We start from the raw sequence: 14,792 nt of genomic DNA, 5'->3' as shown, positions 1-14,792 counted from the left end.
GCCAGGGTTTGATCAAATTCCCGGCAAGCTGGACCTGTTCCCCGGAGTTTTCGAAAACTCCGGACCGGAGCCTTCAAAGGCTCCGATGCGATTTCTTCGAAGAAATCGACGCCTCACCCGTTCGCGTGCATCCGCTCGATATAGGCGCGCATTTCCTCGGCCTCGTGCCGGGCGTCGCGCAGGCCCTCCATCGCGGCCTTCAACTCGGCCTCGGTCTGGCTCAGCTGGTTGGACAGTTCCGCCTCGCGCTGATCCATGTAGGCCAGTGCCTGGTCGCGCAGTTCCTCGGCCTCGTGCAGCGATTGCGCCAGCTTGTCCATCTCGGCCATGTCGCCGCCCTGAACCCGGGTGAAACGGTGCAAGAGCCAATGAGCGAACCAGCCCATTGCAAAGGCGACGAGCAGGATGATGGCGGTGGCGACGACGAATTCGGTGCGGTTCATGGGGTGTCCTGGGCCTTCAGGCCGTCGGGTCGGGGCTTCGGAGCCAGTGTCTTTTCGGTCGGTGCGGCCGACGGGCTGGTGTCGTTCGAGAAATCCGGTCCGTTCGCCACTGCGGAATCCGCCCCGGTTGCCATGGGCGCGGCGGCCTCGCTCGACTCCACCCCGTTGCCCGCTGCGCCCTTGAGCACGAACTCGATCCGGCGGTTCGCCTCGCGGCCTTCCTCGGTGCCGTTGTCGGCGATCGGTTGTGCCTCGCCATAGCCGACCGCCGTCATCCCCGAGACATCGACCCGCCGGCCCTGCAAGGCCAGAAGCACCGCCTCGGCCCTTGCCTGGCTCAGCGCCTTGTTGCCGCCCTCGGAGCCCTGGCTGTCCGTATGGCCGCCGATTTCCATCTGCATCGCCGGACAGTTGGCCAGGATCTTCGCCAGTTCGTCCAGCACCGGGCGCGCGGTGGTTGCGATCTCGGCCGAGGCGGGGGTGAAGGTGATCTTGGTCCGGGCAATGACCGCATTCACATCCGCCGCGCATTCCTCGGGCGTGGGCAGCGCGGCCAGCGGGTCCAGCGCCTCGTCGTAGCGCACGTTGACCCGGAAGGTCTGGCCCTGACCCAAAGCCTCGGACAGGATCTGCGTGATCCGACCCCGCGTCTCGGTCGATCCGGTGACGCCGGTCACCTCGACCAGATCGGGCCTAACCAGAAGCCGCCCCGTCTTCACCTCGGCCAGCGCCTTCAGCCCGGCCAGCACCCGGACCGCCCAGCCATCGGGCAGGCCCTCGTCCAGCCGGGTCGCGGTCAGGACCTCGGCCCCCGCGAAGGCCGAGCGCGCGAAGGCGTCCACCGCGCTGCGCTGCATCTCGTCGGTCAGCCGGCCGCGCAGCTCGACCCGGCCGTCTTCGGCAAGGGTCGCGGTGAATTCGGCCGGACCCTGGGTCGCCGTTTCCTTCCGCTCCAGCGTCGAGGTCAGCGAGAAGACATCCGGGAGCCCGGTCTCCAGCTCGCCCACCACCTTGTCGAACACATCCTGCGGCACGTCGCTGCCCGCCAGGAGCGTGACATCCGCGTCCGAGAATGTGATCGACCCCGACCCCAGCTCGGTCACCGCCCGCATCCCCAGGCTCACCGCATCCGCCCAGCGCGGGGTCGGCGTGCCAAGCCCGACCTGGCAGACGGTCGTCCCGGTGACCCCGACCGCAGCCGCCGCCCGCAGGATCTGGGTCCGCGCGCGGTCGGTGTCGGCCGAACAGCTGTCGAAACGCGCGCCCTCGTCATCGACGACGAAGCGCAGACTGAAGGGGGTGATGACCGGACGCGGCGCGGAAATCTCCATCACCAGCTGCACATCAGCCGGCGCCAGGCCGCGCAGGTCCGCCTCGACGCGGCGCTTTTCCTCGGCGCTGTCGGTGATCGCCTTGACCTCCACCCGCTCGGCTGTGACCGAGACCTTGGACAGTTCCAGCCGCTCCAGCGCTTTCAGCCCGAAAGCCAGGGCCCCGTTCCAGCCTTCGGGCGCAGGGTAATCCGCCGTCTCCAGCATGTCGGGCAGTTCGCTCCCCGGCGCCAGCGCCGCCGCCGCCGCGGCAAGGTCCGCCTCGGTCATCCCGCCCTCGTCGGGGGTTTCGGGGATCAGGCCGCTCAGCTGCACCTCGTCCTCGGTGCGCAGCATCTCGACGCTGAACTTCGGCGCCTCGATGGCCGAGGCCGGCGCCACGTCCAGCCCGTCGCGGATGCGCGAGCTGTCGATCAGCTCGCCCACCTTGTTCACTGCGCGAAACCGCGCCGCCTCGTTCGGCGCCGTCCCGGTCAGCCGCACCTGCAAGCCATCCGTCTCCACCGTGATCCAGTCGATCCCGGCCTCGGCCAGCTTGCCGCTTACCACCTTCTGGGTGCGCGATTCGATCACCTTTGCCGCCCCCAGCGCGACCGACACCATTACCACCCCGGCAAGCAGGAAGGCGAGAAGGGCAAGCGTGGTCGAGGACAGTCTGGCGAGGCGATGCAGCAAATCGGATTCCGGAAGACTCAGGCGCCGTGGCGTTATTCCTGCTTCCTAGGGGTTCGGGGCGCCGGGTTCAACCAAGCCATGCGGCGGCGGCAAGAAACGGCACGGGAATCAGCCCGGCATCGCGGTTCGACCGGAAGACCGTCAGGCACGAGGCCGGGTCGTTCAGGTCCAGCCGCCGCATCTGCCAGCCGATGTGCAGCCCCATCGCCCAGACACCGGCCAGCGCCACGACGAAGGCCAGGGGGCGCCCGGCCCCGGCATGGGCCAGCACCACCGCCGCCGCGAACAGCGCGAGCGTTGCCGCGAAGAAGCCCCAGAGCCAGGCCCGGCTTTTCGCGCCGAACAGCCGCGCCGTGGATTTCACCCCGATCAGCGCGTCGTCCTCGCGGTCCTGATGCGCGTAGATCGTGTCGTAATAGAGCGTCCAGGCGATCCCGGCGGCATAAAGCGCGATGGCCGCGGACGGCACCTCGCCGGCATGGGCGGCCCAAGCCAGCAGCGCGCCCCAGTTGAACGCCAACCCCAGAAAGACCTGAGGCCACCAGGTGAACCGCTTGGCAAAGGGATAGATCGCCACCAGCGCCAGCGATGCCACGCCCAGCCCCACGGCCAGCCAGTTGTAGGTGAACAGGATCAAGGCCGCGAGCAACGCCTGCACCACCATCCAGACCAGCGCCGCCTTCACTGTCACCTGGCCCGAGGGCAGGGGCCGCGACCGCGTGCGCGCCACCTGCGCGTCGATGTCGCGGTCGGTGATGTCGTTCCAGGTGCAGCCCGCCCCCCGCATAAGGAAGGCTCCGATCCCGCAGGAAGCCGCAAGCCACAAGTCCCAGGCCCGGAACCCGCCGACCCCGCCGGCCAGCGCGATCGCCCAGAGACAGGGTATCAGCAGCAGCCAGGTGCCGATCGGCCGGTCGGCGCGGCTCAGCCGCAGATAGGGGCGCGCCGGGGCCGGGGCGTAGCGGTCCACCCAGTTTTCCGGTGGGGCATCCGCGACCCGGCCCCCGTGCGCATCCGCCGCGGCGGCCTCTGGCAATTCGGGCGCTTGGGTCATAGGGTCCGGCTCATGGAAGCGAAGATCAGGCTCTATGTAGATCAGCCGCTCGGGGCGGGGCAAGCCGTGGCCCTGTCGCAGGACCAGGCGCATTACCTGACCGGGGTCATGCGGCTGGGCGAAGGCGCGGCCATCCTGCTCTTCAACGGCCGCGACGGCGAATGGCGCGCCACGCTCGCGCAGGCCGGAAAGCGCAACGCCATCGCGGTCTGCGACGCGCAAACCCGGCCCCTGCACCTGCCGCCCGACCTCTGGCTGCTCTTCGCACCGATCAAGAAGGCCCGCACCGACTTCATCGTGGAAAAGGCGGTGGAGCTTGGCGCCGCGCGGATCCTGCCGGTCCAGACCCGCCACACCAATTCCGAACGCATCCGCCAGGACCGCCTGCAAGCGCACGCCGTCGAGGCAGCCGAACAATGCGGCGCGACCTTCGTGCCCGAGGTCGCCGATCTCCAGCCGCTCGACCGTCTCCTGCGGACCTGGCCGGAGGACCGCGCGCTCATCTGGTGCGACGAGGCATCCGCCAGCGCGCCTCCCTCCCCCCCGCGTGGGGGAGGGATGGGGTGGGGGGGCTCCGGTCTGCCAACCGCGCCCGCCGCCATCCTGATCGGCCCCGAGGGCGGCTTTTCCGCCGACGAGGCCGCAACGCTGCGCTCGCGCCCCAATGTGACCCCCCTCTCGCTCGGCCCCCGCATCCTGCGGGCGGACACCGCCGCCGTCGCCGCGCTGACGCTCTGGCAGGCCGCCTGCGGGGACTGGCGATGAGCTTCATCCGGCCCGAACTTTCCGCCGCGCTCTGGCGCTGGCGCGAAGTGGGGGCGGGGGCGGCGCTCGCCGCGCTGGGCGCCTGGACCGCCACGCGCGGCGGCTACCTGCTCGTGCCCCTCGGCCTTGCCCTCATGGCGCTCGGGGTCGGCTGGACGCTGACCGCCTGGCGCCGCCTGCGCTTTCGGCAAGAGGGCGAGGCCCCCGGCATCCTGCGCGTGACCGAGGCGCAGATCGCCTATTACGGGCCGAGGGTGGGCGGCTTCGTCGGCCTGCCCGACCTGTCCGAGATCCGCCTTCTCACCCTGCGCGGCCGCCGGATCTGGAAACTGAAGCAGGCCGACGGTCAGCTGCTGCACATCCCGGTCGAGGCCGAGGGCGCCGAAGCCCTGTTCGACGCCTTCGCCACCCTGCCGGGGATCGACATGGCCGCGCTGGTCGCGGCGCTGGGGACGGATGCGCCGGCCTCGGACGCCCGCGTCATCGCGCTGGCCGAGGTCGATCGCCTGATCTGGGCGCGGCCGGGGCAGGGTATCCTCCGGGCCTGAGCCGAAAATTCTTCGCCGAAGAATTTTCGGCCCGCGCAGACCCCGCGTTCCGGACAATTTCTCTGTTCACCTGTTAACAGAAACTGAATCCGCATCTGTAACCATCTGAATTCATTGTGGTCGATTCTCTGACCACGCTGGACGGCCGCTCTGGGCTCCGCGACCCCCCTTGACTTGGCACCGCCCGCGCGACAGGTCTTGGCCTCCGGTCCGGCAGGCCGGAGCCCGAGACAGCGAAGGTCCGAAATCCATGTCCATCCCTCAGTCCGGCGGCGGCCTCATCGAAAGCTTCGACCAGCTCGCCGCCTACATGGAGGCCGGCTGCAAGCCCAGGGCCGACTGGCGGATCGGGGCCGAGCACGAGAAGTTCGGCTGGCTCACCGACACCCGCCAGCCGCTGCCCTATGCCGGCGACCGCTCGATCTCGGCCATCTTCGCCGCTCTGGAGGCCCGGTTTGGCTGGCAGCCGGTCCGCGAGGGAGAGAACGTGATCGGCCTGACCCGGAACGGCGCCAACATCAGCCTGGAACCGGGCGGCCAGTTCGAACTGTCTGGCGCGCCGCTGACTTCGACCCTCGCCGTCGCGGAGGAATTGCAGACCCATCTCGACGAGGTCCGCTCGATCGCCGAGCCGATGGGCGTCCGCTTCATGGGGATCGGCGCGGCGCCGGAATGGACCCATGCCCAGATGCCGGTGATGCCCAAGGGCCGCTACCGCCTCATGACCGATTACATGGGCCGGGTCGGCACGCATGGCACGCAGATGATGTACCGGACCTGCACGGTGCAGGTGAACCTCGACTACGCCTCCGAAGCGGATTTCGTGAAGAAGCTGCGCGTGGCGCTGGCCCTGCAACCCGTCGCCACCGCGCTCTTCGCCTCGTCGCCCTTCTTCGAGGGCCGGCCCAACGGCCACCGCAGCTGGCGCAGCCGCATCTGGCGCGGCCTCGACGACAGCCGTACGGGCATGCTGCCCTTCGCCTTCGAAGAAGGGATGGGCTTCCAGCGCTATGTGGACTGGGTGCTGGATGTGCCGATGTATTTCGTCTACCGCGACGGAAGATACATCAACGCCTTGGGGCAAAGCTTCCGCGACTTCCTGGCCGGAAAGCTGCCCGCGCTGCCGGGCGAGAAGCCGACGCTGTCGGACTGGGCCGACCACATGACCACGGTCTTCCCGGAGGCGCGGGCGAAGAAGTTCATCGAGATGCGCGGCGCCGATGCCGGCGACCAGGCGCATATCGTGGCCCTGCCGGCCTTCTGGGTCGGGCTGATGTACGACCAGACCGCGCTCGACGCGGCCTGGGATCTGGTCAAGGGGCTGGACGCGGAAACGCGCGAAGGTTTGCGGGTCGCGGCCTCGGTCTCGGCGCTCCAGGGCGAGGCGGGGGGCGTTAGGCTTCTGGATCTCGCGCGGGCGGCGGTGGGGCTGTCGCACGCGGGGCTTGTTGCGCGGGGCCTGGGCGAGGAAGCGCAGCTTGCGCCGCTGGTGGACAGCCTCAAGACGGGTCGGGTCCAGGCGGACCGCTGGCTTGAGCTTTACGAAGGTGCCTGGGGCCAGGACCTGACCCCGATCTACGCGGCCGCCTCTCTCTGAGGCGCCTCCTCGTTCGACTGCGTCTCCTCGTCGGACCGCTCCCGCGAGGAGTGGCGCAGCCATTGACGAGCCCTCGGCAAGCTCAGGCCTTCTTGGCCCCGATCCGCGGCTCGGTCCCGGCCTTGATCCGCTTCAGGTTCTCGCCGTGCCGGACATAGATCAGCACGGTAAGCACCAGGGCCAGCACCAGCAGGCTGCCATCGGTCAGCGCCAGGATCCAGAGGCCCGAGCTTGCCGCGGCCATCAGCGCCGCAATGGACGAGGTGCGGGTGACGACTGCGGTCAAAAGCCAGGTGCCGCAGACCGCAAGACCGACCGGCCAGTTCAGCGCCAGAAGGACGCCGAGGAAGGTCGCCACCCCCTTGCCGCCGCGAAAGCCCAGCCAGACCGGGAACAGGTGCCCGAGGAATGCGGCCAGACCGGCCACCTGTGCCGCGTCCTCGGCCAGAAGCCAGCGCGCGATCAGCACCGCGAGCGCCCCCTTGCCCCCGTCCAGCAGAAGCGTCGCCAGCGCCGCGCCCTTGTTCCCGGTGCGCAGCACGTTGGTCGCGCCGATGTTCCCCGACCCGATCTGGCGCAGGTCGCCCAGACCCAGCATCCGCGTCACGACCACGCCGAAGGGGATGGCGCCCAGCAGATAGCTCAGCACCGCGGTCAGCAGAAGAAGCCCTGGCGAAGTCACAAGTTCAGGCATGTCTCAGACATCCGCAGCGAAGACCTGCGTCCCCGCGACCCAGGTGCCCAGCACCTTACCCTCCATCCGCGCGCCGTCAAACGGCGTGTTCTTCGACTTGGACCGCAGGCGGAAGCGGTCCATCAGGAAGGGGGCATCAGGGTCGAACAGGACCAGATCGGCCGGGGCGCCCTCGGTCAGCCGGCCCTGCGGCAGGCCCAGCCGCCTTGCGGGGTTCAGCGCCATGGCCCGGAATAGCGCGGGCAGGGTCAGATGGCCGGCATGGAACAGCCGCATGGCCGCGGGCAGGAAGGTCTCCAGCGCCACGGCGCCCGGCGCGGCCTCTTCGAAGGGCAGACGCTTCGATTCCTCGTCGGCGGGTGTGTGCATCGAACAGATGATGTCGATCGTCCCGTCCGCCACCGCCGCGACCATCGCCAGCCGATCCTGTTCCGACCGCAGCGGCGGCGTGAACTTGAAGAAGGTCCGGTAGTCGCCCACGTCGAATTCGTTCAGCGTCAGGTGGTGGATCGAGGTCCCCGCCGTCACGTCCAGCCCCGCCGCCCGGGCCCGCGCCAGCGCCGGCAGCGCCTTGGCCGTGGTGATCTGGTCGGCGTGGTAGCGCACGCCCGTCATCTCGACCAGCGCGAGGTCGCGTTCCAGCCCCATGCGTTCCGCCATGGGCGACACGGCCGGGATGCCGCGCAGCGAGGCGAACTTGCCGGACGTCGCCGAGGCCCCGGCGGAGAGGCCGGGGTCCTGCGGATGGCCCACGACCAGCGCGCCGAGGCTGCGGGCATAGGTCATCGCCCGGGCAAGGGCCTTGGCATCGGTCGAGACGCGGAAGACATCGGAGAAGGCGACCGCGCCGGCGTCGCGCAGAAAGCCGATCTCGGTCATCTCGCGCCCCTCGCGTCCCTTGGTCAGCGCGGCCATGTGCCGGATCCGCACCGGCGCCTCGGCGGCGCGGCGGGTGACGAATTCAAGCGTCTCGGGCGTGTCGATGGCGGGGTGGGTGTCGGGCCGGGCGATGATCGTGGTCACGCCCCCCGCCGCCGCCGCCGCCCCGGCCGAGCCGAAGCTTTCGCGGTGCCTCTCTCCCGGCTCGCCGATCTTGACGCCCAGATCGACGATGCCGGGAGCGAGGCATTTGCCTCCGCAGTCGATGACGGTTGCGCCTTTCGGGGCCTTCCCGTCGCGGGCAAGGATCGCGCCGTCCTTCACCGTCAGGCTGCCCGGGGCATCGGTCCCGGCTTCGGGGTCGATCAGGCGGGCGTTGGCGAAATGCAGCGTGGTCATGTCCGGTCCGTCCGAAGGTCGCGGAGGGTATGCGACGGCGCGGGGCGCTTGTCCACTGGAACTCACCCGAAGGCGAGCCAGAGCACGGTGGCCCCGGTCAGGGCCAGCGCGAGGCCGAGGAACAGGAAGGCGGACCCCGGGCGCTGCGGGGTCGGGTCGGGGGCCATGTCGGGCGCGAGGGTGCCTTCGGCGGCGGCGGTCGGCAGCGGCTCGAAATGCACCGGCGGGCGGTCCTCGGCATAGGTGGCGACAAGGGTCAGCCGCGGATCCGGAGTCAGGGTGAGGGCGCGGCCGTGCAGCGCCTTCGACAGAAGGATCAGGACCGGCCCCCGCAATGCCTCCAGCCGCTCGCGGTCCGATGCCACGGCGGCCTCGGGGACGCCCAGCCCTTCGGTCAGATAGGCGGGCAGGCCGAGGCCGGCGAGGTCGGCAAGGTCGAAGATCTCGATGAAGGCGGGGTCGACGTCGGGATCGCCGAGCAGCTCCGCCGCCAGCCGCGCCTTGTCCCGGCGCAGGTCGTCCGGGGAAAGCCGTGCCGCGAAGACGCGGATGCCGTGGCGGTCGTGGGCGGGGATCGTCAGGCTCATCGCCGGGTCATGATGCGGGCGGCGGTGGCGGCGGGGTCGGCCTGATACTTGACCAGGTGCCGGTCGCCGGTGACGGTGGTGATCTGCACCGCGCCGAGGAAGGGCCGGGCCGATTGCAGCTGTGTCAGCGGGATCGCCCGCCCGCCGGGGCCAAGGAGGCGACGGTCGGTCAGCCGCCAGGTCTCGCCCAGGGCCTCGGAGGCGAGGAAGGCCGCCCGCGCGCCGATGGCGATGGCCGCGCCAAGCGGGCCGGCGACGGGGTAGGGATTGCCCTGCCAGATCAGGAACAGCCCTGCTGCGGCGCCAAGGACGACGGCCATGACCAGGTGACTGCGCCAGTAGGCGGTGCGGTCGGCGGGAAACTCGGCCAGCACCGTCTCGCCGTCCATAAGCGGGACCGCATGGCCGAGGATCGGGTCGGGTTCGATGCGGGCCATCAGGCGATCCAGACGATGACGATGGTGAAAAGGGCGAGAAAGACCAGCACTGCGGCCGCCACCATGCCGCCCTGGCGCATCTCGGCTTTCGTGGGCTTGCGGTCGGGGTCGGGGGTCATTCGGTCTTGCCCTGCAGGTCGCGGATCATGGCGAAACCAAGAGGCTCCGGCGTCAAGGGAGAAGGCGGTCTCCAGCCATCACATGGTGATGTGCTCCCTGCGATCCGGTCCGACCTCACGCCATCATCCCCACGATCTTCCGCCCCCGCTCTGCCCGCAGGTTCCGCGCCAGAAGGTCCATGCAGGCCATCCGTACCGCAACGCCCATTTCCACCTGGTCCTGGATCACGGAACGGTTGATGTCGTCGGCGAGGTCGCCGTCGATCTCCACCCCCCGGTTCATCGGCCCCGGGTGCATCACGATGCCCTCGGGGCTGGCGTGGGACAGTTTCTCGGCGTCGAGGCCGTAGCGGTGGTAGTATTCGCGCTCGGACGGGATGAAGCCGCCGTCCATCCGTTCCTTCTGGAGCCGCAGCATCATCACCACATCTGCGCCCTTCAGCCCCTCTCGCATGTCGTCGAAAAGCTCGCAGCCGAAGTCCTCAACGCCCGAGGGCATCAGGGTCGGGGGCGCGATCAGGCGCAGGCGGTTTTCCATTTTCCCAAGCAGAATCAGGTTGCTGCGGGCCACGCGGGAATGGGCGATGTCGCCGCAGATGGCGATGGTCAGGCGCTGGATGCGGCCCTTGGCGCGGCGGATGGTCAGCGCATCGAGCAGCGCCTGGGTCGGATGCTCATGCCGCCCGTCGCCCGCGTTCAGGACCGCGCAATCGACCTTCTGGGCCAGCAGGTTCACCGCCCCGGAGGCCCCGTGGCGGACGACCAGAAGGTCCGGGTGCATCGCGTTCAGCGTCATCGCGGTGTCGATCAGCGTCTCGCCCTTCTTCAGGCTGGAATTTGCCACCGACATGTTCATCACATCCGCCCCGAGCCGCTTGCCGGCCAGTTCGAAGGAGGACTGCGTGCGGGTCGATGCCTCGAAGAAGAGGTTGATCTGCGTCATCCCGGCCAGCACGTCCGACTGCTTCACCGTGCGCCGGTTCAGATCGACATAGCGTTCGGCCAGGTCGAGGACGGTGGTGATCTCCATAGGCGCGAGATGCTCGATCCCCAGAAGATGGCGGGCGCGGAAGGCCATGATCGTCCCCTTTTCCGGTTTTCTCCTCTATCGCAAAGGGGGCGCATCCCGGCAAGCCGCTCGTCGATGCCTTCGGCACTCCTCGCGCGTCCCCCGACGAGAAGCCGAAGGCGCGACGCAGGAAGCGTCACTTGCGCTTCAGATGTTCCTCGAGCCGCGGCATGATCTCGACGAAGTTGCAGGGCCGGTGGCGGCTGTCGAGTTGGGGCTTCAGGATCTCGTCCCAGGCATCGCGGCAGGCGCCGGGGCTGCCGGGCAGGGCGAAAAGGTAGGTGCCGCCCGCCACGCCCCCGGTCGCGCGGCTTTGCACCGCCGAGGTGCCGATCTTCTGCATCGAGACGATGGTGAAGACGGTGCCGAAGGCCTCGATCTCCTTCTCGTAGACCTCGCGGTGGGCTTCCACGGTGACATCGCGGCCGGTCAGGCCGGTGCCGCCCGTGGTCAGGATCACGTCCACCTGCGGGTCGGCGATCCAGCCGCGCAGGCGCGCGACGATGGTGGCGCGGTCGTCCGGCACGATGCCCCGGTCGGCCAGCACATGCCCGGCGCCGGTCAGCCGCTCCACCAGCGTGTCGCCGGACTTGTCCGTTTCGGGCCTGCGGGTGTCGCTGACGGTCAGCACCGCGATGCGGACCGGGTGGAAGGGCAGGCTTTCGTCGATGCGGGACATGGGTCAGCTCCTTGGCATGAGGGCAAGCCGCAGCGCCAGCGCCCCGAAGATCGTGGCGCTGATCCGCGAGAGCCAGCGCGCCAGACCCGCCGAGCGGGCGACGCGCTGGCCGATGGAGCCCGCGAAGACCCCGACAGCGCCGTTGACCAGAAGGCCGCCGAGGGCAAAGACGATGCCCAGCGTCAGGAATTGCGGCAGGATCGGGCGGGCGGGGGTCACGAACTGCGGCAGGAAGGCCAAGATGAACAGGATCACCTTGGGATTCAGCAGGTTGACCATCAGTCCCTGCCAGAAGGCCATGGCGGGCGTGGTGGGCACCGCCTGCGCTTCGCGGGCGAAGGGCGAGGCGCGCAGGGCCCCGATGGCCAGCCAGAGCAGGTAGCCCACGCCCAGCCAGCGGATCGCCTCGAAGGCAGCCGGATGCGTTGCGACGAGCGCCCCGAGGCCAAGCGCGGCCAGCAGCGTATGGACCATGCCGCCCGTGGCGATCCCGAAGTTCGCCGCCATCGCCGGACGCCAGCCGGATTTCAGCCCCTGGCCGAGGCAGAACATCATGTCCGCCCCCGGCGTGAGGTTCAGCGCCAGTCCGGCGGGGACGAAGGCCAGCAGGGTCAGGGGCTCGAGCGGCAGCATCAGCGCAGCCTCGCCTGCAGCGACAGAAGGTCGGCCCAGGCCTCGCGCTTGGCCGAGGGGTTGCGCAAGAGATAGGCCGGATGGGTCATCGGCAGCATCGGCTTGCCCAGGGCCTGCGTCCAGGTGCCCCGCGCCCGCAGGATGCCCTTCGCCCCCGTCAGCGCGAAAAGGGGCGTGTTGCCCAGGACCACGATCACCTGCGGATCGACCAGCGCGATGTGGCGTTCGACGAAGGGCAGCATCATGGCGATCTCGGCCGGTTCCGGGTCACGGTTGCCGGGGGGACGCCAGGGCATGACATTGGTGATGTAAAGCGCGCTTTCGGCATCGGGCGATGTGCGCGACAGGCCGATGGTGGCGAACATCCGGTCCAGAAGCTGCCCGGCCCGGCCGACGAAGGGGCGGCCCTCGCGGTCCTCGTCCGCGCCGGGTGCCTCACCCAGGAGCAGCACGCGGGCGGCGGGGTTGCCGTCTGCAAAGACCGTGTTCCGTGCGCCCTTCTTCAGGTCGCAATGCGGATAGCGGGCGATCGCGGCGCGGAGTTCCTCCAGCGTTGTCGCGGCCGCGGCCGAGGCCCGTGCTGCGCCCACAGGGTCGTCCGCGGGCACGGGGACATCGGGGGACGGAGCCGCCGCGACACGGGGGCCGGAGGGTTCGGGCGCGAGGTCGTACCGATTGAGCGCAGTCTCGGAAATCGCCTCGTCGGCCCCGGCTTCCCCGAGCCAGACCAGCGCCGCCAGGGCGGCCTGCCAGTCGTCTGCGATCTCGCCAGCGATTCCCATGGGAGAGAGCCTAGGTTTCCGGTGCAGGAGTGACAACCGGCTCTGGCACTTCCGGCGGCGGCCTCTGGCTCAGGGGGCGGGGCAGCCCCGGACCTCGACCGCGCTGCCGGCGGCCAGGATGGTCATGGTGATCTGGGATCGGTCCAGCGCGAAGGGGACACCGCTCGGGGGGACAAGCTCGGTGATCGAGACCAGCTCGCCACCCCGGCGCTCGGTGACGGCCTCTGCCACCCAGACATCGCGGTCGGCGGTCTCGAAGGCGACCACCTCGGGAAGTCCCGGATCGGGCAATCCGAGCCGCGCAGTGATGCGCAGGCCGTCCGCGATCGGGTCGATGCTGCAGGCAACGCGGGTCACGCCTGCCTCCTGAGCCGTCGCCGCGCGTCGGGCAAGGGCCGACCGGATCGCGTCGTCCGGCGCGCCGGGCGCCGTCAGTTCGGAGCCGAGTTCAACGGTGGCGGGCATGCAGATTTCATCGCAGACACCCAGATCCATCCGCAGCCGCAGGCGGATCGGAAGGGCAGGATCTTCGGGGGTGACCTCGACCGGCAGCACCAGTCGATCATGATAGCCGATGGTCTGCATCCCGTTGACCTGAAACACATCTGGTGCCGGCCAGTGCAAGCGCACCGACCTTACGTTCTCGGACCCCGACCAGTCGAAGCTGGGCGGAATCCCGGCATCGCCGGGGCTGCGCCAGTAGGTCTTCCAGCCGGGCGCGAGCCGTAGGTCCAGCCCAGCCATGCGCCCGCCGTTTTCCGTCTGCCATCCGGGAATCAGCGCGGCCGACAACACATCGTCCTGCGTGGTCGCAAGGGCGGGGACGGCAAGGCAGGTGAGGAGGAGGGCAGATCGGATCATGCGGCGAAGATAGGGACTGCGGGACGCGATGGAAATCACTTTGCGGCGAAGGCGCGTGATCGTGGCGGTTTGGCCATGGTTCGGGGGCTTGTCCCCCAAGGCTCGCAGGGCCATGTTCTGATCAGGGGAGTGGGGGTGCTGATGGACCTTTCCGGACAGATCCTGATCGCGATGCCAGGCATGGCGGACCCGCGGTTCGAGAAAAGCGTGGTGCTGATCTGCGCCCATTCGGCCGAGGGGGCGATGGGGTTGATCGTCAACAAGCCATTGGAAGACCTGAGTTTTTCCGGGCTGCTGGAGCATCTTGGCATCCCCCTTGCGCCTGCAGGCCGCGACATCCGGGTGCATTTCGGCGGGCCGGTGGAGCGGGGGCGGGGGTTTGTCCTGCACTCCGCCGACTGGCGTCCCCCGGGCGAGGGCACGATGGCCGTGCCGGGGGGGCTGGAGATGACCGCCACGATCAACGTGCTGGAGGCCCTGGCCTCGGGCGGGGGGCCAGGCAAGGCCTTGCTGGCATTGGGCTATTCCGGCTGGGGGCCGGGGCAGCTGGAAGCCGAGATCGCGCGGAACGATTGGCTGACTTGCGAGGCTCCGGAAGGGCTGGTGTTCGCGCCGGATGACGGGGGCAAGTGGTCGGCGGCGCTACGGGGGATGGGGATTGATCCCTTGACCCTGAGCGCGGCGGCGGGGCGGGCGTAGGGGTGAGGCGGATGAGAAAACAGTCCAGTGGACTGTTTTCCCGCCGAACGCCCGAGCACGCTTGCGAGGGCCGGGCAAAGGACTCCGGTAAGGACTTGGGAACGCTGGGTTAATCCGGGGAGTTTCCGGGAGGTTAACGGTATGGCATGTGTCTGGCATGCGTCGGGTGTCTGTCCCGACGTTGCGCGGGCGAGTTGGGCGTTAACCTTGGGGGGCGAATCGCATTTGATTGGCCGGGGCGGTGCGCTGTAGCGCACCCTGCGATGCGGGAGATGTTGGTTACTGGGCGTTAAGGTTTGGCCGCTAGCTTTCGGGCATGTCCAGCTATCTTCGCCCCAGAGTTCCCGGAGCTTCGGTCTTTCTCACGGTCGCCCTTGCAGAGCGCGGTACCAGTTTGCTGGTGCGTGAGATTGAAGCCTTGTGAACCGCGCCGGGTTTGCCGGAGGCTGATTGACGTTAGTTACGCTGCCATGGCTTCAGTTTCCAGAGCAGCGTAGTAGTTTGCTTCGGCTTCTGCGGGTGGGATGTTTCCGATGGGCTC

The 14,792-nt window shown here is 69.2% G+C and carries 16 protein-coding genes; 4 read left to right on the top strand and 12 right to left on the bottom strand.

What is annotated here, in order from left to right:
- Positions 1-113 precede the first annotated feature (113 nt).
- The 3 genes from ACK4IU_RS14730 to ubiA form a co-directional block, all read right to left on the bottom strand.
- The gene (locus tag ACK4IU_RS14730) at positions 114-443 is read right to left on the bottom strand and encodes a hypothetical protein (protein WP_409736536.1); all 330 of its coding nucleotides are present in this window, start codon (positions 441-443) and stop codon (positions 114-116) included.
- Positions 440-2,449 (bottom strand): OmpA family protein, encoded by a 2,010-nt coding sequence (locus ACK4IU_RS14725; RefSeq protein ID WP_409736534.1) that lies wholly within the window; start codon positions 2,447-2,449, stop codon positions 440-442. Before ACK4IU_RS14725 ends, ACK4IU_RS14730 begins: the two co-directional genes overlap by 4 nt.
- A 67-nt stretch (positions 2,450-2,516) precedes the next feature.
- Positions 2,517-3,503, bottom strand: a complete 987-nt coding sequence (gene ubiA, locus ACK4IU_RS14720) for a 4-hydroxybenzoate octaprenyltransferase (protein WP_409736532.1) — start codon at positions 3,501-3,503, stop codon at positions 2,517-2,519.
- Between the two features lie 12 nt (positions 3,504-3,515).
- Here ubiA and ACK4IU_RS14715 point away from each other — a divergent pair, with 12 nt between their 5' ends.
- The 3 genes from ACK4IU_RS14715 to ACK4IU_RS14705 all read left to right on the top strand — a co-directional run bounded on the left by ACK4IU_RS14715 (position 3,516) and on the right by ACK4IU_RS14705 (position 6,413).
- On the top strand, positions 3,516-4,268 hold the full coding sequence (locus tag ACK4IU_RS14715) for a 16S rRNA (uracil(1498)-N(3))-methyltransferase (RefSeq protein WP_409736530.1): 753 nt from the start codon (positions 3,516-3,518) through the stop codon (positions 4,266-4,268).
- Positions 4,265-4,816, top strand: coding sequence for a hypothetical protein (locus tag ACK4IU_RS14710; protein ID WP_409736528.1), 552 nt, complete (start codon positions 4,265-4,267; stop codon positions 4,814-4,816). The genes ACK4IU_RS14715 and ACK4IU_RS14710 overlap by 4 nt, the downstream gene beginning before the upstream one ends.
- 250 nt (positions 4,817-5,066) lie before the next feature.
- Positions 5,067-6,413: a glutamate--cysteine ligase gene (locus ACK4IU_RS14705; protein WP_409736526.1), complete on the top strand. Its 1,347-nt coding sequence runs from the start codon at positions 5,067-5,069 to the stop codon at positions 6,411-6,413.
- Positions 6,414-6,495: 82 nt separating this feature from the next.
- On the opposite strand, the gene plsY is transcribed toward ACK4IU_RS14705, so the two are convergent.
- From plsY to ACK4IU_RS14660, 9 genes are all read right to left on the bottom strand, one after another.
- On the bottom strand, positions 6,496-7,107 hold the full coding sequence (gene plsY / locus ACK4IU_RS14700) for a glycerol-3-phosphate 1-O-acyltransferase PlsY (protein ID WP_409736524.1): 612 nt from the start codon (positions 7,105-7,107) through the stop codon (positions 6,496-6,498).
- A 3-nt stretch (positions 7,108-7,110) separates the two neighbouring features.
- Entirely contained in the window at positions 7,111-8,385 is a 1,275-nt protein-coding gene (gene pyrC, locus ACK4IU_RS14695; RefSeq protein ID WP_409736522.1) for a dihydroorotase, read from the bottom strand.
- Positions 8,386-8,447: 62 nt separating this feature from the next.
- The gene (locus tag ACK4IU_RS14690; protein WP_409736520.1) at positions 8,448-8,972 is read right to left on the bottom strand and encodes a hypothetical protein; all 525 of its coding nucleotides are present in this window, start codon (positions 8,970-8,972) and stop codon (positions 8,448-8,450) included.
- A complete protein-coding gene (locus tag ACK4IU_RS14685) occupies positions 8,969-9,409 on the bottom strand; it encodes a hypothetical protein (RefSeq protein WP_409736518.1) in 441 nt (146 codons plus the stop codon). The genes ACK4IU_RS14690 and ACK4IU_RS14685 overlap by 4 nt, the downstream gene beginning before the upstream one ends.
- A gap of 234 nt (positions 9,410-9,643) precedes the next feature.
- On the bottom strand, positions 9,644-10,606 hold the full coding sequence (locus ACK4IU_RS14680) for an aspartate carbamoyltransferase catalytic subunit (protein WP_409736516.1): 963 nt from the start codon (positions 10,604-10,606) through the stop codon (positions 9,644-9,646).
- A gap of 127 nt (positions 10,607-10,733) precedes the next feature.
- On the bottom strand, positions 10,734-11,276 hold the full coding sequence (moaB, locus tag ACK4IU_RS14675) for a molybdenum cofactor biosynthesis protein B (protein ID WP_409736514.1): 543 nt from the start codon (positions 11,274-11,276) through the stop codon (positions 10,734-10,736).
- 3 nt (positions 11,277-11,279) lie between these two features.
- Positions 11,280-11,909, bottom strand: a complete 630-nt coding sequence (locus ACK4IU_RS14670) for a LysE family translocator (protein ID WP_409736512.1) — start codon at positions 11,907-11,909, stop codon at positions 11,280-11,282.
- On the bottom strand, positions 11,909-12,691 hold the full coding sequence (locus ACK4IU_RS14665; protein ID WP_409736510.1) for a uracil-DNA glycosylase family protein: 783 nt from the start codon (positions 12,689-12,691) through the stop codon (positions 11,909-11,911). The genes ACK4IU_RS14670 and ACK4IU_RS14665 overlap by 1 nt, the downstream gene beginning before the upstream one ends.
- Before the next feature lie 69 nt (positions 12,692-12,760).
- A complete protein-coding gene (locus ACK4IU_RS14660) occupies positions 12,761-13,552 on the bottom strand; it encodes a protein-disulfide reductase DsbD domain-containing protein (RefSeq protein WP_409736508.1) in 792 nt (263 codons plus the stop codon).
- A 141-nt stretch (positions 13,553-13,693) separates the two neighbouring features.
- Between ACK4IU_RS14660 and ACK4IU_RS14655 the strand changes: the two genes are divergently transcribed.
- Entirely contained in the window at positions 13,694-14,251 is a 558-nt protein-coding gene (locus tag ACK4IU_RS14655) for a YqgE/AlgH family protein (protein ID WP_409736506.1), read from the top strand.
- The last annotated feature ends 541 nt before the right edge of the window (positions 14,252-14,792 follow it).

It is taken from the genome of Tabrizicola flagellatus (assembly GCF_046295235.1).
GTDB lineage: Bacteria > Pseudomonadota > Alphaproteobacteria > Rhodobacterales > Rhodobacteraceae > Tabrizicola > Tabrizicola flagellata_A.
This window is presented reverse-complemented; position numbering and strand designations above follow the sequence as displayed.